The sequence below is a fragment of the Paraburkholderia sp. SIMBA_054 genome (assembly GCF_046534875.1).
GTDB classification, from domain to species: Bacteria; Pseudomonadota; Gammaproteobacteria; order Burkholderiales; family Burkholderiaceae; genus Paraburkholderia; species Paraburkholderia hospita.
The window spans coordinates 169,606-186,811 of record NZ_JAWRXV010000003.1; the positions used below are offsets into that span (position 1 = coordinate 169,606).

22 protein-coding genes are annotated in these 17,206 nt (G+C 64.3%); 15 read left to right on the top strand and 7 right to left on the bottom strand.

Annotation, left to right across the window (positions count from 1 at the left end):
* The first annotated feature begins 127 nt into the window (after positions 1 to 127).
* From SB822_RS05305 to SB822_RS05320, 4 genes are all read left to right on the top strand, one after another.
* On the top strand, positions 128 to 748 hold the full coding sequence (locus SB822_RS05305; RefSeq protein WP_007582976.1) for a cytochrome b: 621 nt from the start codon (positions 128 to 130) through the stop codon (positions 746 to 748).
* Positions 748 to 2,286, top strand: a complete 1,539-nt coding sequence (locus SB822_RS05310) for a glycosyltransferase family 2 protein (RefSeq protein WP_410854281.1) — start codon at positions 748 to 750, stop codon at positions 2,284 to 2,286. Before SB822_RS05305 ends, SB822_RS05310 begins: the two co-directional genes overlap by 1 nt.
* A 284-nt stretch (positions 2,287 to 2,570) precedes the next feature.
* A complete protein-coding gene (locus SB822_RS05315) occupies positions 2,571 to 3,695 on the top strand; it encodes an aromatic ring-hydroxylating oxygenase subunit alpha (RefSeq protein ID WP_079487550.1) in 1,125 nt (374 codons plus the stop codon).
* Positions 3,696 to 3,888: 193 nt separating this feature from the next.
* Positions 3,889 to 4,353 carry an SRPBCC family protein gene (locus tag SB822_RS05320; protein WP_079487549.1) on the top strand — a complete coding sequence of 155 codons (465 nt, stop codon included), beginning with the start codon at positions 3,889 to 3,891 and terminating at the stop codon, positions 4,351 to 4,353.
* 162 nt (positions 4,354 to 4,515) lie between these two features.
* On the opposite strand, the gene SB822_RS05325 is transcribed toward SB822_RS05320, so the two are convergent.
* The gene (locus tag SB822_RS05325) at positions 4,516 to 5,628 is read right to left on the bottom strand and encodes a porin (RefSeq protein ID WP_410854212.1); all 1,113 of its coding nucleotides are present in this window, start codon (positions 5,626 to 5,628) and stop codon (positions 4,516 to 4,518) included.
* Between the two features lie 688 nt (positions 5,629 to 6,316).
* On the bottom strand, positions 6,317 to 6,502 hold the full coding sequence (locus SB822_RS05330; protein ID WP_007737571.1) for a glycine zipper 2TM domain-containing protein: 186 nt from the start codon (positions 6,500 to 6,502) through the stop codon (positions 6,317 to 6,319).
* Positions 6,503 to 6,730: 228 nt separating this feature from the next.
* Here SB822_RS05330 and SB822_RS05335 point away from each other — a divergent pair, with 228 nt between their 5' ends.
* The 4 genes from SB822_RS05335 (at position 6,731) to SB822_RS05350 (ending at position 9,403) form a co-directional block, all read left to right on the top strand.
* On the top strand, positions 6,731 to 7,087 hold the full coding sequence (locus SB822_RS05335) for a YciI family protein (protein ID WP_007582988.1): 357 nt from the start codon (positions 6,731 to 6,733) through the stop codon (positions 7,085 to 7,087).
* 140 nt (positions 7,088 to 7,227) lie between these two features.
* Positions 7,228 to 7,641 carry a YciI family protein gene (locus SB822_RS05340; protein WP_410854213.1) on the top strand — a complete coding sequence of 138 codons (414 nt, stop codon included), beginning with the start codon at positions 7,228 to 7,230 and terminating at the stop codon, positions 7,639 to 7,641.
* A gap of 41 nt (positions 7,642 to 7,682) precedes the next feature.
* Entirely contained in the window at positions 7,683 to 8,102 is a 420-nt protein-coding gene (locus SB822_RS05345) for a VOC family protein (RefSeq protein ID WP_007582990.1), read from the top strand.
* Between the two features lie 8 nt (positions 8,103 to 8,110).
* The gene (locus SB822_RS05350; RefSeq protein WP_007737573.1) at positions 8,111 to 9,403 is read left to right on the top strand and encodes an RNA polymerase sigma factor; all 1,293 of its coding nucleotides are present in this window, start codon (positions 8,111 to 8,113) and stop codon (positions 9,401 to 9,403) included.
* A gap of 16 nt (positions 9,404 to 9,419) precedes the next feature.
* On the opposite strand, the gene SB822_RS05355 is transcribed toward SB822_RS05350, so the two are convergent.
* Positions 9,420 to 9,596, bottom strand: coding sequence for a DUF1427 family protein (locus tag SB822_RS05355; RefSeq protein ID WP_410854214.1), 177 nt, complete (start codon positions 9,594 to 9,596; stop codon positions 9,420 to 9,422).
* Between the two features lie 31 nt (positions 9,597 to 9,627).
* Entirely contained in the window at positions 9,628 to 10,584 is a 957-nt protein-coding gene (locus SB822_RS05360; RefSeq protein WP_410854215.1) for a quinone oxidoreductase family protein, read from the bottom strand.
* 179 nt (positions 10,585 to 10,763) lie between these two features.
* Between SB822_RS05360 and SB822_RS05365 the strand changes: the two genes are divergently transcribed.
* Positions 10,764 to 11,495, top strand: a complete 732-nt coding sequence (locus tag SB822_RS05365) for a DUF429 domain-containing protein (protein WP_410854216.1) — start codon at positions 10,764 to 10,766, stop codon at positions 11,493 to 11,495.
* A 56-nt stretch (positions 11,496 to 11,551) separates the two neighbouring features.
* Here the strand turns inward: SB822_RS05365 and SB822_RS05370 are convergent, their stop codons facing one another.
* The 3 genes from SB822_RS05370 to SB822_RS05380 all read right to left on the bottom strand — a co-directional run bounded on the left by SB822_RS05370 (position 11,552) and on the right by SB822_RS05380 (position 13,254).
* A complete protein-coding gene (locus SB822_RS05370; protein WP_079500592.1) occupies positions 11,552 to 11,845 on the bottom strand; it encodes a DUF1330 domain-containing protein in 294 nt (97 codons plus the stop codon).
* Positions 11,846 to 11,982: 137 nt separating this feature from the next.
* Positions 11,983 to 12,786 carry an AraC family transcriptional regulator gene (locus SB822_RS05375; RefSeq protein WP_114222116.1) on the bottom strand — a complete coding sequence of 268 codons (804 nt, stop codon included), beginning with the start codon at positions 12,784 to 12,786 and terminating at the stop codon, positions 11,983 to 11,985.
* 3 nt (positions 12,787 to 12,789) lie between these two features.
* Positions 12,790 to 13,254 (bottom strand): low affinity iron permease family protein, encoded by a 465-nt coding sequence (locus SB822_RS05380; RefSeq protein WP_007582998.1) that lies wholly within the window; start codon positions 13,252 to 13,254, stop codon positions 12,790 to 12,792.
* A gap of 177 nt (positions 13,255 to 13,431) precedes the next feature.
* Between SB822_RS05380 and SB822_RS05385 the strand changes: the two genes are divergently transcribed.
* The 6 genes from SB822_RS05385 to SB822_RS05410 all read left to right on the top strand — a co-directional run bounded on the left by SB822_RS05385 (position 13,432) and on the right by SB822_RS05410 (position 17,205).
* Complete coding sequence (locus SB822_RS05385) at positions 13,432 to 13,734, top strand: hypothetical protein (protein ID WP_410854217.1); 303 nt, start codon at positions 13,432 to 13,434, stop codon at positions 13,732 to 13,734.
* A 23-nt stretch (positions 13,735 to 13,757) separates the two neighbouring features.
* A complete protein-coding gene (locus SB822_RS05390; protein ID WP_165576566.1) occupies positions 13,758 to 13,862 on the top strand; it encodes a lipoprotein in 105 nt (34 codons plus the stop codon).
* 176 nt (positions 13,863 to 14,038) lie between these two features.
* Positions 14,039 to 14,605 (top strand): RNA polymerase sigma factor, encoded by a 567-nt coding sequence (locus tag SB822_RS05395; RefSeq protein ID WP_410854282.1) that lies wholly within the window; start codon positions 14,039 to 14,041, stop codon positions 14,603 to 14,605.
* Positions 14,602 to 15,072, top strand: coding sequence for a hypothetical protein (locus SB822_RS05400; protein WP_410854218.1), 471 nt, complete (start codon positions 14,602 to 14,604; stop codon positions 15,070 to 15,072). Before SB822_RS05395 ends, SB822_RS05400 begins: the two co-directional genes overlap by 4 nt.
* Positions 15,069 to 15,578 carry a periplasmic heavy metal sensor gene (locus tag SB822_RS05405; RefSeq protein WP_079500595.1) on the top strand — a complete coding sequence of 170 codons (510 nt, stop codon included), beginning with the start codon at positions 15,069 to 15,071 and terminating at the stop codon, positions 15,576 to 15,578. Before SB822_RS05400 ends, SB822_RS05405 begins: the two co-directional genes overlap by 4 nt.
* Before the next feature lie 94 nt (positions 15,579 to 15,672).
* Positions 15,673 to 17,205, top strand: coding sequence for a DUF1800 family protein (locus SB822_RS05410; protein WP_410854219.1), 1,533 nt, complete (start codon positions 15,673 to 15,675; stop codon positions 17,203 to 17,205).
* Position 17,206 lies beyond the last annotated feature (1 nt).

Consider the following 17,206-nt stretch of genomic DNA (forward strand, 5'->3'; position numbering starts at 1 on the left):
AGGAATAAAGCGACCGGATGGGGCGTTCTGTTGATATGACGATTGCAGTGCGCCGCTTGCGCGATGAAGACCCGCCGGCTTGCACATCGCTTTCGCCGTCCCTACCGACTTCCAACCAGAACGGCTCATGAACACTTCGACAACTTCCCGCACGGCCTCGCGCGACGGCATCGAGACGCTTTCCACGCCAGCGCACGCGTCCCGCTACACACGCACCGCGATGATCCTGCATTGGCTGATTGCCGTGCTCATCATCGTGAACGTGGTGCTCGGGCTTTCCGCCGATGCGCTGCCGGATGACTGGGTGCGCCCCGTCATCGACGTGCACAAGTCGATCGGCATCACGGTGCTCGGCCTCGCGCTGCTGCGCCTGCTGTGGCGTGTGTCGCACCGGCCGCCGCCGTTGCCGCGCGAATTTCCGTCGTGGGAGCGGATGGCCGCGCACGTCGCGCACTTCCTGCTGTATTTCGTGATGATCGCGCTGCCGCTGTCGGGCTGGATGCACGACTCCGCGTGGAAGGCGGCGGCAACGCATCCGATGCATCTGTTCGGCGTGATCCCGTTTCCCCGCATCGGCTTCATCATGAATCTCGATCCCGCCGTGAAAGAGCCGCTGCACGACAGATTCGGCGCGCTGCACACGTACCTCGGCTATGCGTTGTACGCGTTGCTTGCGATGCATATCGGCGGCGCGCTCAAGCATGAGCTGTTCGACCGTCATTCCGTCATCAAGCGGATGGTGCCGTGATGGATATCGATGTGATCGAAGACGCGACGCTGACGAACCACAGCCTGTCCGACGAGCCCACGGTGGTAGCGGGCGAGCGTCCAAGGCCGTCGCTACGCGAAGCGCTCGCTGCCGCGTCGCCGCGCATCAACCCGCGCAAAGGCACCTGGCAGAGCGCCGTGATTCACGGCAGCGTGACCGCGTTGTGGCTGCTGCTGTTCGCGCGCGCGTTCTTTCTGCATGGCGCGCTCGCGTGGTCGACGGGGATCGCTTACGTGCTGTACGACACGCTTCTGCTCGTGTTCGTCACCGTCAAGACCTGGCCGCTGATCCGCCGCTCGTTGCCTGCGCACCGGTCGAAAGATGGCGGCAAACTGCCCTCCATGGGTGTCATCGTTGCCGCGCACAACGAGGCAGGCGTGCTGCCCGTGACGCTCGCCGCGCTGCTGCGGCAGACGCACGGCCCGGCGCAGATCGTGATCGCCGACGACGGCTCGACGGACGGCACGCGCGAACTGCTGACCAGCCGCTTCGGTCTGACGGAGCCCGCGTTGGGCGTATTGAGCGCGCCTAGCAGCCGCTTCCCGAATCTGCACTGGCTGCGCGTGCCACATGGCGGCAAGGCGCTGGCGCTGAACGCCGCGATCGACGTGATGACGACGGACACCGTGATGACCGTCGACGCCGACACGTTGCTCGCCGACGACGCCACGCTCGCCATGCGTGCATCCTTCGCGCAGTCGCCGAAGCTGGTCGCGGCGACGGGCATTCTCGTGCCCGTCTGCAACCGGACGGCGAGCGGGCGCGTCTTCCAGTGGTTCCAGACTTACGAATACATGCGCAACTTCATCGCGCGCTTCGCATGGATGCGGGCCGACAGCCTGCTGCTGGTATCGGGCGCCTTTGCGTCGTTCCGGCGCGACGCGCTCGTCGCCGTCGGCGGCTTCGATGCGCAATGCCTCGTCGAAGATTACGAACTGATTCACCGGCTGCGGCGTTATTCCGTCGATCACGACCTCGGCTGGGACGTGCGCGTGGTCGGCGACGCGCACGCGCAGACGGAAGCGCCCGCGACACTCGGTGCGTTCCTGCGCCAGCGCCGCCGCTGGTTTGCAGGCTTCCTGCAAACGCAGTACTGGAACCGCGACATGACGGGCAATGCGCGTTACGGCACGCTCGGCCGGCTGATGTTGCCCGTGAAGGCCTTCGACACGATGCAGCCCGTCTACGGCCTGACCGCGTTCGCGTTGCTGCTCGGCTTCGTGGTCGGTGGACATGGGTTGATCGTCGTCTCGATCTTCAGCGTGATCGGGCTGAAGACGGCGATCGACCTCGCGTTCTATCTGTGGAGCATCCATCTGTACCGCCGCTGGACGGGGCTGACGAGCGGCACGAGCCTGCCGATGGCCGTTGCTGCCGCGATCGCCGAGCCGTTCACGTTCCAGTTGCTGCGGCATACGGGCGCGGTGCTCGGCTGGCTGCAATTTCTACGCGGTGGCAAGACGTGGGGCAAGCAGCATCGGTCGGGTCTCGTGGGCGCGACGCAGACTACGCGTTGAGCGTCGTTGCCGTGCATATCGGCGACGTATGAGGTTGTTGCGGGTTTCTTGAGCGTTGCGGCTGCAACAAAATGGAAGGGCGGTGCTTCGGCACCGCCCTTTGTCTTTGGCGCAGCGGCGGGCGTCGACGCTCGTCCGGTAATGCCTACCGGCGCGCCTACCTGCGGTGAGTCCCCATGATTCCCGGGTGCGACTTCTAGTAGACTGACCGGACATCGGTTTCTAACTATCAAACTCGCTCGGTCCCGGCGACCGGCCGACCGTTGTGCCAGGAGGCCTTATTCATGCACGTAGTCGCTCCGTTGGACAGCAATCCCGTCGATAACCCTCCCAAAGCCGCTGTGCGCGATCTGCGCCGCGTCGATATTCATCCCGATCACTGGTACCCGCTCGCATGGTCGCGCGAAGTGAAGCGCGGTAAAACGCATGCCGTGCGCTTCGCCGGTGAGCCGATCGTGCTCGCGCGCAGTGAATCGGGCAAGGTGTTCGCGCTGGAGGATCGCTGCGCGCACCGGCAGGTGCCGCTGAGCGGCGGTGTGGTCGACGGCGAGGCTATCCGCTGCGGTTATCATGGCTGGACCTATGACTGCTCGGGCAAATGCATCGATGTGCCGTATCTCGGCCGTGAGCGTCTGCCGAATGGCGTGCGCGCGTATCCGTGCCGCGAAGCCGAAGGGCTGATCTTCGTGTTTCCGGGCGACGCCGCGCTCGCCGAGACGATGCCGCTGCCTCCGCTCGGCTCCGTGGCCGACAAGGCGTACAAGACGCGGCGCTTCGGCCGCGAAGTAGCGTGCCACTACTCGTTCATGCACGAAAACCTGATGGACATGAACCATCAGTTCCTGCACCGCAAGCAGATGGGCAAGATGCGCGCGCGTTCGCTCGGCCGGCGGCGCGGCGACGACTGGGTCGAAGTCGACTACACGTTCGCGCGCGAAGCGGGTCAGCAGCCGATCGGCGAAGCGCTCGTGTTCGGGCAGAGCCGCAAGACCACAAGGGCCGACGACAAGGACGTGATGACGATCCGCACGCAGTATCCGTTTCAGACGCTGCGGATTCGCACGTCCGACGGGACGATCGTGATGGACCTGTGGATCTGCTACGTGCCGCTCGATCACGAGCAGCGCACCAATCGCACGTTCGGCCTGCTGTCCATCAAGCGGCCCAAGATCGGCGCGCTGCTCGACGTCGCGTGGCCGCTGCTGGTGTGGTTCACCGAGCGCATCTTCAAGGAAGACCGCTGGATCGTCGAACTCGAGCAGGCAGCGCACGACGCGCAAGGCGCCGACTGGAATCACGAAGTCTTCCCGGTGATCAACGACCTGCGCGATCTGCTGCGCGAATGCGGCGCGCCCGCGGCGCGGCGGGTGATTCCGATCGAGCCTTCTGCCGAGTCCGTTGCCGTCTGACTTCGTGGCGCATCGTTTCAAACGGCCATTGATCGGACGTTAGGCGTTCGAACGTTCGGCCCCTCTCATTCGCCGCGATTCTCTGTCCGTGCTGCGTGCACGGCAGGCGCGCGATGTTTCGACAATGCGTTATGCTTGATTTGTCCGCCCGGCTTCGGGCGGACGCGGTGCATTGTTTGAAGGAGGCTGTCTCATGTCCGAGGATGGCGACGCAACTCCGCCGATCGCGGATCTGCAAATCGTATCGACGCGCGTGTTCGATTTTCCGCGCGATCTTGTGTTCAGGGCCTGGACGGAGCCGGTACATCTCGCGCACTGGTGGGGGCCAAAGGGCTTCACGAATTCCTTCCACGAATTCGATCTGCGTCCGGGCGGCAACTGGCGCTTCGCGATGCACGGGCCGGATGGCGTCGACTACAAGAATCACAGCGTATTCGTCGAGATCGTCGCGCCCGAACGTATCGTGTTCGATCATGTGTCGGGGCCGCACTATCGCGTCACGGCTACCTTCGATGCGCTGAGCGACGAACAGACGCGCATCACGTTTCGCATGGTCTTCGAGACGCCTGCCGTGTGCGCGCAGGCGAAGACGTTTGCCGTCAAGGCCAACGAAGAGAACTTCGACCGTCTGCAGAAAGAGTTGAAGCGGATGGTTTGAGCGGGCGTCACGGTTCTCGTGGCGCTATCCCGTCAGTTCAGTCAATTCAATAGGCAACGGCCTCACGTTCCGAAGAACGTGAGGCCGTTGTGGTCGCCTCGCGGGCCCGAGCGCTTACGGCGGGTCGATCGTACGCATCAACCCGCCGCGCTTCGTGTTTGATTAGAAGCGGTGACGCAGACCGACGGATGCGACGCCCTGGCGGTGCGTCGACGAAACGCCCGTCACGCTGCCGTTGTCGATCACTGCGTTGATCGTCGAGCCAGCCGGCGCGCTCGTTTCCTGATACGTGCCTTGCACGTACACGTCCGTGCGCTTCGACAGCGAGTAGTCGCCCTTCAGGCCGACCTGGTTCGCGTGGAAGTGCGCATCTTCAGCCGCGCCGTTCGAGTACGTGTAGGCAATGCCCAGACCCAGTGCGGGCGTCAGGTTGTACGTGGCGTTGGCTTCGTAGTTGTTGGTATGAACGGAACCCGTGCCGCCCGTCACGTTGTCGAGGCGAGCTTGCGTCCATACGATGCCGAACAGTGCCGGGCCGAACGCGTAGGTTGCGCCCGCGCCGAACTGGCGCTGGCGGAACGACACGCCCGTCAGACCGATATTGTTCAGATCGAGGTTGTTGTATGCGCCGCCCGACGTGGCGTTCGGGTTGTTCTGCTGCGCGTAGCCCGCGCCGACGCGCAGGCCTGCGTTTTCGTAGCCCGCGCCGACGCTGTACGCGCGGTTGTTGGCGAACTGCGAGCTGTTCGAGAACGAGTAGGTGCCGCCGAACGAGAAGCCCGAGTAGTTGGCGCTCGCGAACTTGATCGAGTTGCTGGCTGCGTCCTGGCTGTTCTTGTCGAGGTGATCGAGGTTGCCGTAATGGGCGAAGTTCGCGCCGCCCCAGCTGCCCGTTGCGGACAGCGGCGAGACGAAGTCCTGCATCGCGTCGTACTGACGGCCGAGCGTGACCGTGCCAGCCTGGCTCGACAGGCCGACGAACGCCTGACGCGAGAACATCTTCCCTTGCGACGCCTGTGCGCCGTTGTTCGTGTCGAAGCCTTCTTCCAACGTGAAGACGGTCTTCAGGCCGCCGCCGAGGTCTTCGACGCCGCGCAGGCCGAAGCGGTTTTCATCGGTCGAGCCGCTGCCGACTGCCCACTGGTGGCCGCCATTGACGTTGCTCGTGTAGGTGATCGACGTGTCCAGCGTGCCGTACAGCGTGACGCTGCTTTGTGCGTGTGCGACCGAGGCGAACGAGGCAGCCACTGCCGTCGCGATCAGAATCTTCTTCATCTGTGCTTCCTTCAGTTCATGGGGCAATACGAGGCTTGAATACAAACGGACAAGCTATGCATGCCACGTCCTGTACGAAGCAAGACCACTTAACTTGCCCGGTTTGGGGAAGCGCAAGTATAGAAAGGGACCCTAACTATCAATTGATATCTAAAATGGAAAGGGTCTATTTCCGGAGCAGAAAGAAAAGGCGAAGAGGATTGATTTGATTTGTCTTTTAATCGAACTGGTTTCCGATCTTTTTATTGGTATAAATTTTATTGTTGTGATACAGCAACGAAGTTTGGTGGTGATTTATTTGAGATAAGTCATATCTAAAAATAGAAGCGATGTATTCGGTACGAGCAGCGGTATCGGCTCGGTGTAACGCTGCAAAAGCCTGATGAAATAAAGGCATCGCGCGTCAGAGGCGATTTCGTCAGAGTGTGTCATAAATCAAAAATGTCAGTGAACTTTTTTGAGTGGTTGCGATCGTCGCTGTAATTAGAATTAATCCGAATTTGCCAACTATGGATTGAATATCATTCGGACGCTAGGCGTGTCACACAGAAAATACTGATCCCAATGAAAGACAAATATTTGCAATTGAGTTATTCGGGAGGGCAGTGACATTTTTTGACAAAAAATAAGACGGCGATTCAGGTCAATTGCCGCCTTTTCAAATCTTTTAAACAATTTCCACTCAACGTCACTTGCCCAGCTCGTGACCGATGATCCCGCCCGCGACGGCGCCGCCCACCGTGCCCACGGTGCTATGCGTCGTCTCATGGCCGACATAGCCACCCGCTGCCGCGCCGCCGACGGTGCATCCGCTCACGAACGGCACGAGGACCGCTGCTGCGATTGCGACGCGGACGATATAGCGCTTCAACATGTCATGCTCCTGCCTGATTGAAGATGTATCTTCTTCAGCAAGCGTTGTGCCATTTCCCTCAGTGGAATGCCCATTCGCGCAGCAGACCTTTCCGCCCGCGTGGCCACTTTGCTAGACTGCCTTCGCCAGCAGAATCAACCTTTGCTGCCATTGCCGCCGCGCCACCCGTCTCACGAAGTACGGCACCCCTCGAACGCAGCGGCCCGACAACCGGAACACGGAGTCACCATGTCTTACATGCTGCTCATCGTCGAACCCACCGAGCAACGCGAGGAACGCGGCGAATTCGCTGGCCGCGCCGTCTACGACCGCATGCTCAAATACCGCGCCGGGTTGCAGTCGCGCGGCCAGCTGATCGCCGCCGAATCGCTGTCGCCTGTCAAAAAAGGTGTGCGCCTCGAAAAGCGCGACGGACAGACCCGCCTGATCGACGGGCCGTTTGCCGAAGCGAAGGAAATGGTCGGCGGCTTCTTTCTGTTGAACGTCGATACCTACGAAGAAGCGCTCGCGCTCGCCAAAGAATGTCCGGCCGCCGAGTGGTGCACGATCGAAATCCGCAAGGTCGCGCCGTGCTACGAGTACTGACGGCACACACCGGCTGAACCGTCCGGCGCGGCCGGAAGGGTTTTCCCTGGCGATGCCGGTTGTCGATCTGACTGCGCGCCGCTCGTCGTGGAAGTAAGAAGCCGCCACGGGGCGTCCTTCATCCACGAGGAGAGACGGCGATGCGATTCATGATCATGGTGAAGGCTACGGCCGACAGCGAAGCCGGCAAGATGCCCGACGAAGCACTGATGGCGTCGATGGCGACGTATCACGAAGCGTTGCAGAGGGCGGGCGTGCTGCTCGACGCATCCGGCCTGCAGCCCAGTGCGAAGGGCTGGCGTGTGCACTATGCCGACGGCAGGCGCACCGTGACGCAAGGACCGTTCGCCGAAACCCGAGAGCTGATCGCGGGCTACACCGTGATTCAGGTGCGATCGCGCGAAGAAGCGATGGAATGGGCGCGGCGCTTTCCCGCGCCGTTCGGCGAACAGGTCGACGGCGAAATCGAAGTGCGTCAGATGTTCGACCTCGACGACTTCGAGCCGAGCCAGTCGACGGAACGCTTTCGCAAGATCGAAGGCGCGAGCCACTGACCTTGCATCTCCTTGCATCCGCCAGCTTCCGAGGAACGATCATGCACAAGCAAATCTATGTGAACCTCGCCGTGAACAGCGTGGAGAAATCGAAGGCGTTCTTCTCCCAACTCGGCTTCACGTTCGAACCGAAATTCACCAATGAGCAGGCGGCCTGCATGGTGATCGGCGAAAACATCTACGCGATGCTGCTCGCGAAGGACTTTTTCCAGACCTTCACGAACAGGACGCTGTGCAATCCGAAGGAGAGCACGGAAGCGCTGATCTGCCTGTCATGCGACAGCCGCGCGCAAGTCGACGATCTCGCCGATAAGGCGCTCGCCGCAGGCGGCGCGTTGTCGCGCCCGGCGCAGGACCACGGCTTCATGTACGAGCGCAGCATCGAGGATATCGACGGGCATATCTGGGAACTCGTGTACATGGACCCGAACGCCGCGATGCCAGCGGCCGACGCGTCTTGAGGCCGGCCGTGACGACGGCTGCGACCCATCGTGCCATCGAGGCAGTCTGGCGGATCGAATCCGCGAAGGTCATCGCCCACGTCGCGCGGATCGTGCGCGATGTCGGCGTGGCGGAAGAACTCGCGCAGGACGCGCTGGTGGCTGCGCTCGAAACCTGGCCCGACGCGGGCGTGCCGGACAATCCTGGAGCATGGCTGATGGCGACCGCGAAAAACCGCGCGCTCGACCGCTGGCGCCAGGATGCGCTGCACGCGCGCAAGCATGAGGAACTCGGCGCCGACATGGACGCGCGCGAGGCGCATATCGTGCCCGATTTCGTCGATGCGCTCGACGCCGCGCGTGCCGATGACATCGGCGACGATCTGCTGCGGCTGGTGTTCACCGCCTGTCATCCCGTGCTGTCGAAGGACGCGCGTGTCGCGCTGACGTTGCGCCTGCTCGGCGGCCTGACGACGGATGAAATCGCGCGCGCGTTTCTCGTGCCCGAGCCGACCATCGCGCAGCGTATCGTGCGCGCCAAGAAGACGCTGTCGGCGGCGAAGGTGCCGTTCGAAGTGCCGCAGGCGAACGATCGCGCGGTGCGGCTCGCGTCGGTGCTCGAAGTGATTTATCTGATCTTCAACGAAGGCTATTCGGCGACCGCGGGCGACGACTGGATGCGCCCGACGCTGTGCGAAGAAGCGCTGCGCCTGGGCCGCGTGCTCGCGGGCCTGATGCCCGACGAAAGCGAAGTGCACGGCCTGGTCGCGCTGATGGAGATTCAAGCGTCGCGCATGCACGCGCGCGTTGACGCGCAGGGAAGGCCCGTGCTGTTGCTCGATCAGGATCGCAGCCGTTGGGACCCGTTGCTGATCCGTCGCGGGCTGAGCGCGCTTGCGCGCTCGGAAGCGCTCGGCGGGATGAGCGGTCAGTACACGCTGCAGGCCGCACTCGCCGCGTGTCATGCGCGCGCCCGCACGGCGGCGGAAACGGATTGGGCGCAGATCGTCGCGCTTTACGATGCGCTCGCCGAGGTCGCGCCGTCGCCCGTGGTCGATCTGAACCGGGCGGTTGCCGTCGGCATGGCGTATGGTCCGATGGCCGCGCTCGAACTCGTCGACGCGCTCGCCGACGAGCCTTCGCTGAAAAACTATCACTGGCTGCCGAGCGTGCGCGGCGATCTGCTCGCCAAGCTCGCTCGCAACGACGAAGCGCGCGCGGAATTCGAGCGCGCCGCATCGATGACGCGAAATGCGCGCGAACGCGAACTGCTGCTCGAGCGCGCGCGTGAAATGGGCGGCGCGCCCGGTCGCATGCAGTAGGCGTTCGCGGTTTGCTTTAGCTCGTCACGTGAGTGAGCAGCGAACGCGCGAACGGAATCGCATGCTCGCCCGCGACCATGCCGAGCAGGCCGAGCAGCGCGACGATGGGCGGCGCGGGCGATTTCACATCGACAATGTTGTACAGCAGTCCGACGACGACACCCGCCGCCAGCGACACGATATACGGCTTCATACGAGTCTCCGGTTGTAGTGATCGGGTGTTGTCACATCGTGATGACGACGCGCCCGCGCGTGCCGCCTGCAACGGCCGCGTAAGCGTCGCGTGCCTGTTCGAGCGGAAAGGTCTGCGCGATCGACGGCGCCTGCAACGCGCCGCTGTCGAACACGCTGGCCAGTTCCGTCATCAGGCGTGCGGAATCCGCGACGCCGAGCTTGGCGCTGTCCGCGCCGAACAGCTGCGTCTCGTTGTGATAGAAGTCGATCAGGTCGAACTCGACGTGCCGCTTGCCCGTCGCGCTGATTTCGACCACCCGGCCGCGCCACTTCGCGAGTTTCAGCGCCGTTTCGAACGCGACGCCGCCAACGGCGTCGTACACGACATCCGCGCCGCCGAGTTCCTTCACGCGTTCCGCGGCGTGCTCGTCGAACGGTACATAGTGGTCGAGCAGACGGCCTGCGGGGGAGTCAGCGTCAGGCTCATGCCGATCGACGGCGATCACCTTGCAGCCACGCGACTTCGCGATCTGCACGACCGCGCCGCCGACACCACCGCTCGCGCCGATCACGGCAACCGTTTCGCCCGCGACGAGCTGTGCATAATCGACGACGCCGAGCCACGCGACCACGAAGTTCACGCCGATCGCCGACGCCTGTTCGTGCGTGAGCGTGCGCGGCTTGCGCGACAAGGCGCCGACGGGAATCTTGATGAACTGCGCGTGCGTGCCGTCGCGCGTGAAGCCGATGTCGCCGCCCGTGCCCCATACTTCCGCGCCAATCCATTCGGCGGGGCCTTCCGTCACGACGCCGCTGAAGTCGCGGCCGGGGATGCGCGGCAGCGTCGTGTGGCCGAAATGGCCCGAGAGGTTTTTCACGTCGCTTGGATTCACCGAGGCTGCTTTCACCTGCACGATCGCGCTGTCGGCGTCGGCGGTGGGTGTCGGCAGGTCGACGAGGTCGAGGACTTCGGGACCGCCAAAAGAGTTGAACTGGATCGCTTTCATTGCCGCTCCTGCGGAAACTGTCGGATTCGATGGGTTTCGCTTGCTGCTTCACGATGGGTGAATCAGCGTATGAAGGCAGTCTAAGTGACCGGCGCGGCGCTGTTCAGACAAGTGCTTTCGAATATCGGACAGCGGGCGGCGCTGGTTCGGAACGATCAATCGGTTCGGGGAAACGCGTGATGCGTCAGAAGACAACAGACCTGGTGGGCGTGGACGGCTGCAAGGGCGGCTGGTACGCCGTCAGGCAGCACGCCCGGACGGGCGCGATCGAGACGCGAATCTGCACGACGTTCGCCGGGTTGCTTGCGTGGGCGCCGGCGCCCGCCATCGTGGCCGTCGATATGCCGATCGGCCTGGCATCGACGGGCTATCGCGCGTGTGATGCGGAAGCGAGGAAGCGTCTGAAGTGGCCGCGCAGTGCGTCGGTGTTTCAGACGCCTGTGCGTCAGACGCTTGGCATCAGGGAGTATCGAATGGCGTGCGATCTGAACCGCGAAGCAACGGGCAAGGGAATCTCGCAACAGGCCTTCAACATTCTCGGCAAGATCGCCGAAGTCGATACGTCGTTGCGCGCCAGCAAGAGCGATGCTTCGCGTGTGTTCGAGGTGCATCCGGAGCTTGCCTTCATGCAGCTTCAGATCGAGCAAGGCGGCGAAGCGGCCGGCCTCAAAGAGGGCAAAACGTCAGAAGCCGGGCATGCGAAAAGAAAAGCCTTGCTCGACCCTATCTTCGGCGTCACGTTGCAGACCGCGCTTGACGAACGTGTTGCCCGGCACGCGCAGAAAGACGACGTGCTCGATGCCTTTGCGGTGCTATGGAGCGCGCACCGCATCGCGGCGGGCAGCGCCGTCATGCTGCCCGATGACGAACCACGCGACGGCGCGCTTCTGCCGATGGTAATCCGCTACTGAGCGAACGTTGCGGCCCGCGCTGTTCTGCAACGTTTCAGCAACGCGCGCCTAAAGAATCACTCCGCGCCGCGCACGATGCGCAGATCGCGCTCGACGGCATTCCCCAGCGCGGCCAGCGCCTTCTTGTACGCCTCGCTGTCGTAGGCCGCGACGGCCTGCTCGTAGGTCGGGAATTCGATCACGACGGTGCGGTCCTTCAGGCCATGTTCACGCACTTCCTCGGCGAGACCGCGCACGAGAAACTTGCCGCCCGCGGCCGTGACGGCCGGCAACGCCAGTTGTGCATATGCGGCCAGCGCCGCCGGATCGTTCGTCTTGCGGTAGAGAGTGACCCAGTATCCCTTGCTCATTTCACGTTTCCTCACGTTTAGGTTTGGCCATGGCGACGCCAGCCGATCCATCCATCTGTCCGTCCGCGCCGCCGACGCCCACGATTCTCGCTCAAGCGCAGCGAGCGCGCTTGCGCGTGTCGCGACGCCCGACAGCCTCAGGACTTTAGCGCAGCCGACGCGGCCAGCGTCGCGTGAGGATCGAAGTCGGTCGGCGGCGCGCCGAGTTCGCGGCGGAACATGTCGCTGAAACTGCTCGGCAGATAGCCGAGTTCGCGCGCGATGGTGCTGACCGCGCGTCCTTCGGCGAGCCCCGACACGGCGACGGCCAACTGCACCTGCCTGCGCCATTCCGCGAAGCCGATACCCAGCGCCCGCGTGAAGAGCCGCGCCAGCGTACGCACGCTCGCGCCCACCGACGCCGCATGCTGCTCGAAGCTGATCGCATTCGACGGATTGTCGATCACCGCGCGGCACAGCGCGTCGAGCCGCCGGTCCGACGCGTCGGGCAGCGGAATGCGTAGCGACGAGCGCGGCGCCTGTTCGAGTTCGAGTATGGCGAGACGGTACGCCGTGCTCAGATAGTCTTCGTCGCGCGTCTGCGCCTCTTCATGTTCGGCGATCGACGCAATCAGTTCGCGCAACAAGCCGTTGATCTCGAACACGTCGCTGCGTGCGCTCAGATGGCCGATGCTGCGCTCATGGAAATACAGATTGCGCATCTCGACGTCGCTCATCATGTGGATCGAGTGCTCGGTGCCGGCGGGCAGCCACACGGCGCGCTGCGGCGGGACGACGAGCGCCTCGTGCCCGGCTTCGACCCACATCACACCCGACACGGCATACAGCACCTGCGCCCACGTATGCGAATGCGGGTCGATGCGCAGCCCGCGCGGATAGTGCCGCGCTAGCGAATGGCCTTTGTCCGCGTCATGCAGGGCGGGTGGAGTCGCTTGTGTCATCGCTCAGTGCGCGTCCTGGCGAGGCTTGCGGTCCTTGTCGTCATCGCTTTCGCTCTGGTCGATGAACGGCGAGTCGGTGTCGGTGCCGCCCGAGCGCAGCGCGCTGCGTGCTTTTTCGGCGAGCTGCTCGTAGCGCTGGCGAAAGCGCCCGAGATCCTTTTCGTTCAGTTCCTCGAGATCGAGCAGCGCGTTGTGTGCGCCGTCCAGCGCGCGGATCAGTTCGTCCAGCTTGATCTGCATCGCGGCCGTGTCGCGGTTTTGCGTGTTCTGGATCAAAAAGACCATCAGAAAGGTGACGATCGTCGTCGATGTATTGATCACCAGTTGCCAGGTGTCGCTGAAATGGAACATCGGCCCGCTGATGCCCCATACGACGACAAGCACCACGGCAATCACGAACGTCGCCGGCTTGCCGGCCATCGTCGAAAGACCCGTCGAGAACTTCGAGAACCAGTTGTTGTTTGTCACTGGGCGCTCCTGTCGTGTGAAGTTCAGCCTTGACGATACCCATTCCCCCGCGCGTGCGCCACCGCACCCGCTGGGCCTCGCGGCCGCGAAAAATCCTGCGACGGATTTTCGCCGCTTGCGCGTTTAACCCCAAAACCTGCCGATTTCAAACCGGCAACCGTTCCAAGGGATAACGCAATGAACATGCAAAAACTGGTCCGCATGCTTGCAGTAGGCGTGGCCGCACTGAGCGCCTCAGCGGCGTTCGCGCAGGCGGTGATCGTCGCGCCGATGGCGCCGCCCGCCGCGCGCATCGAAGTCGTGCCGCCGCCGCGCGCGGGCTACGCGTGGGACTCCGGCCATTGGCGCTGGGCGGGCGGCCGCTACGTGTGGGTGGCGGGGCACTGGCAGACCATGCGTCCGGGCTATCGCTGGGTGCCTGGGCATTGGGTCGCGCATGGTCCGAACTGGCGCTGGGTGCCCGCGCACTGGGTGCGCTGAGCGTGGCGACGGGAGACTGAAAGATGAAGAAGCTGTTGTTACTGGCCTTGCTTACCGCGACGCTCGCGGGTTGCGTGGTGGTGCCGGCGCGCCCTTACTACTACCGGCCTGCCGTCGTCGTATATTGAACTGCCTTGAAGAGAGGTTGACGGAGCGCACCGCGCAGTTCGCGGCGTTCCTGTGAAGTCACTCGATCAGAACAACAGGGAGCGACAGCAGTGACGACAGCACACCTCGTCGCGACAGATGCCGCGCGTGACACGCGGCATGCGTGGAATATGCGGCATACCCGGAGCCGCGCGCGTTGAGCGAACGCGATCCGGACGCGGAACTGGTGGCGGGCGTCGGCAGGCAGGAGCCGGCCGCCGTCCGCACGCTCGTCGCGCGCAAGTTGCCGCGTCTGCTGGCGCTCGCCACGCGGATGCTGGGAGACCGTATGGAAGCGGAAGACGTCGCGCAGGAAGCGTTCATGCGCATCTGGAAGCAGGCGCCGCGCTGGCGCGAGGGCGAGGCGCGTTTCGATACGTGGCTGCATCGCGTCGCTCTGAATCTCTGCTATGACCGTTTGCGCGCGCATCGCGAGGAACCCGCCGACGAACTGCCCGACGCCGTCGATCCCACCGCCACGCCCGATGCGCAACTCGAAGCGCAATCGCGCGAGGCACGCGTGCGCGCGGCGCTCGCCGCGTTGCCGGCGCGTCAGCGCGAGGCGCTCGTGCTCAACTATTACCAGGAACTGTCGAACATCGAGGCGGCCGCCCTGATGGGGATTACCGTCGATGCGCTCGAAAGCCTGCTGGCCCGCGCGCGGCGCAATCTGCGCGCGCAACTGGCGGGCGACGATCTTGCCGGAACGAGGACCAGCCGATGACTCCAGAGAGATTTCGCGCAATCGTCGATGCGTATGGCGCCGATGCGCGCCATTGGCCCGAAGCGGAGCGCGCGGCCGCGAGCGCGTGGGCCGCGCAGCATCACCGCGAGGCGGACGCGCTGCTCGCGCAGGCCGCGCAACTCGACGCATGGCTCGCGAGCGATGCCGCCGCGACTGATGTGGCGCCGGATGCCGCGCTCATCGAGCGCGTGATTGCTTCGGCGCCCGCTAACCGAAAACTGCGACAACCGCGCTGGCTGTCATTGGCCTGGGCGGGCGGCGGCTCGCGGCGGGCGGGCTGGTGGTGGTCGGGCGCGGCGTTCGCGGGCGTTGGTTTAATCGGCGGATTGGCGGGCGCATTCGCGGTGTCGTTTTTTCTCGTGACGGGCAACCCGTCTCCGGGACCGGAGTCTTCCTATCTGACAACTGGATTTGGCGGCACGGCCGCAGACTGGAGTGACGAATGAGCGGACGCGCCTGGAAATTTCTGTTGGTCGGCTCGCTGGTGCTCAACGTGTTTCTGATTGGCGGCGTCGCGGGCGGCGCATATCAGTGGTTCGTCGCGCATGGCGGCGCGACGGCCGCCACTCAAGCACAGCCACGCGCGCTGCGTTTCGCGGCGGAAGGGCTGTCGGCGGAGCGCCAGCAGCAGTTCGTCGATGCATTGAAGGACGCGCGCCGCGAAGCGCGCGAGTACGCGCGTGACGGGCGCGAGGACCGGCGCGAGGTGCTGCGGCTGCTAGCCGCGCCGCAACTGGACCGCGCGGCGCTCGACGTGGCGCTGAACCGCACGCGCGAAGCCGATATCGCGCTGCGCTCGCGGGTCGAGCAAAGCGTCGCCGATTTCGCCGCGACCTTGTCGCCCGATGAGCGCGTGAAGTTCGCGGAAGGCTTGCGCGAGCGTGGGCAATGGCGGCTCGCGCAGGCGCAGCAGCGCTTGCAGAAACCGGGCAATCAACCCGCCAGCGACTGATCGGCCGCGACTGAAAAAAGCAGCGACGGAAAAGCGTCACTCGCTCCGTTTAATGCACATCGAACCACGCACGACAGGCGAGACAGGAGCGAGCATGGCCAATTCACCTGCAACCACGGCGCCGCCGTTGAGCACAGCCGCGATCGCGCTGAACCGCTTCGGCCTCGGCGCGCGCGCCGACGAAGCGCCACCGGCGAATCCGAAGAACTGGCTGCTCGCGCAGTTCGACGCCTATCAGCCGATGCCCGCGGCATGGGCTGCGCAACCGACATCGCTGGCAATCGCTGCGGATCTGGCCGATGAACGCCAGCAGGCGATGGCAAACCCGGTAACGAACGCCACGAACGCCTCGGCGAGCGGCGCGAATGCAGCCAGCGCGCCGAACCTCGCCAGCAACGCGGATGACGCGCGCAAAGCCGCCCGTCAGGCCGCGAACAAGGCGCAGCGCATGGAAACGCGCGACACCTACCGCGCAGCCGTGAACGCGCGCGTCGCGAGCGCGCTGACGACGCCCGCGCCGTTCATCGAGCGGCTCGTGCATTTCTGGTCGAATCACTTCGCGGTTTCCATCGACAAAGGCCGCGTCGCGCCGTTCGCCGGCGCGTTCGAAGCGGAGGCGATCCGCCCGCACGTGCTCGGGCGCTTCGAAGACATGTTGGTGGCCGTCGAGCGTCATCCCGCGATGCAGCTTTTTCTCGACCAGACGCGCTCGGTCGGACCCGATAGCGTCGCCGCGTTGCGTGCCGCGCAGCGCAATCCGAACCGCAAGCCAGGACTCAACGAAAACCTCGCGCGCGAGATCATGGAACTGCATACGCTCGGCGTGCGCAGTGGCTACACGCAGGACGACGTCACCGAGTTCGCACGCGCCATGACGGGCTGGAGCATTGCGGCTGCGCAAGGTCCGCAGGCGAACAACGCAGGCAACGCGAACAATGCGAACGCCGTGCCGCCGGGCGCGTTCATGTTCCGTCCGCAATTGCACGAGCCGGGGACGCGGACCATCATGGGCCGCCGCTACGACCAGCCGGGCGAAGGGCAAACGCTCGCGGTGCTGCACGATCTGTCGAGCGCGCCCGCCACCGCGACGCATATCGCGACCAAGCTCGCGCGCCACTTCGTCGCGGACAATCCGTCGCCCGATGTTGTCGACCAACTGGCGACAGCCTTCATGCGCAGTCGCGGCGATCTGCCCACGGTTTATCGCGCGCTGATCGACAGTGACGCCGCGTGGTCGTCCGTTGCCGTCAAGTTCAAGTCGCCTTGGGAATGGACGGTTTCGTCGATGCGCGGCCTCGGCATGCACAACCTGAACGACGGCGAGCGCGTCGTGCAGATGGCGCCCGTGCTGACGCAACTCGGCCAGCAGGTGTGGCGTCCGGGCTCGCCGGCCGGCTATGACGATATCGCTGCGAGCTGGGCCGCGCCCGATGCGCTAGTGCGGCGTGTCGAGATCGCGCAGCGTTTCGCGGCGCGCGTCGGTGACCGGCTCGATGCGCGCTCGCTCGGGCAGACGCTGACGGCAGGTTCGCTGAGCGATCCGACGCAGCTCGCCGTGTCGCGCGCGGAAAGCGCATCGACGGCGCTCGCGCTGCTGCTCGTCTCGCCCGATTTCCAACGGAGATGAC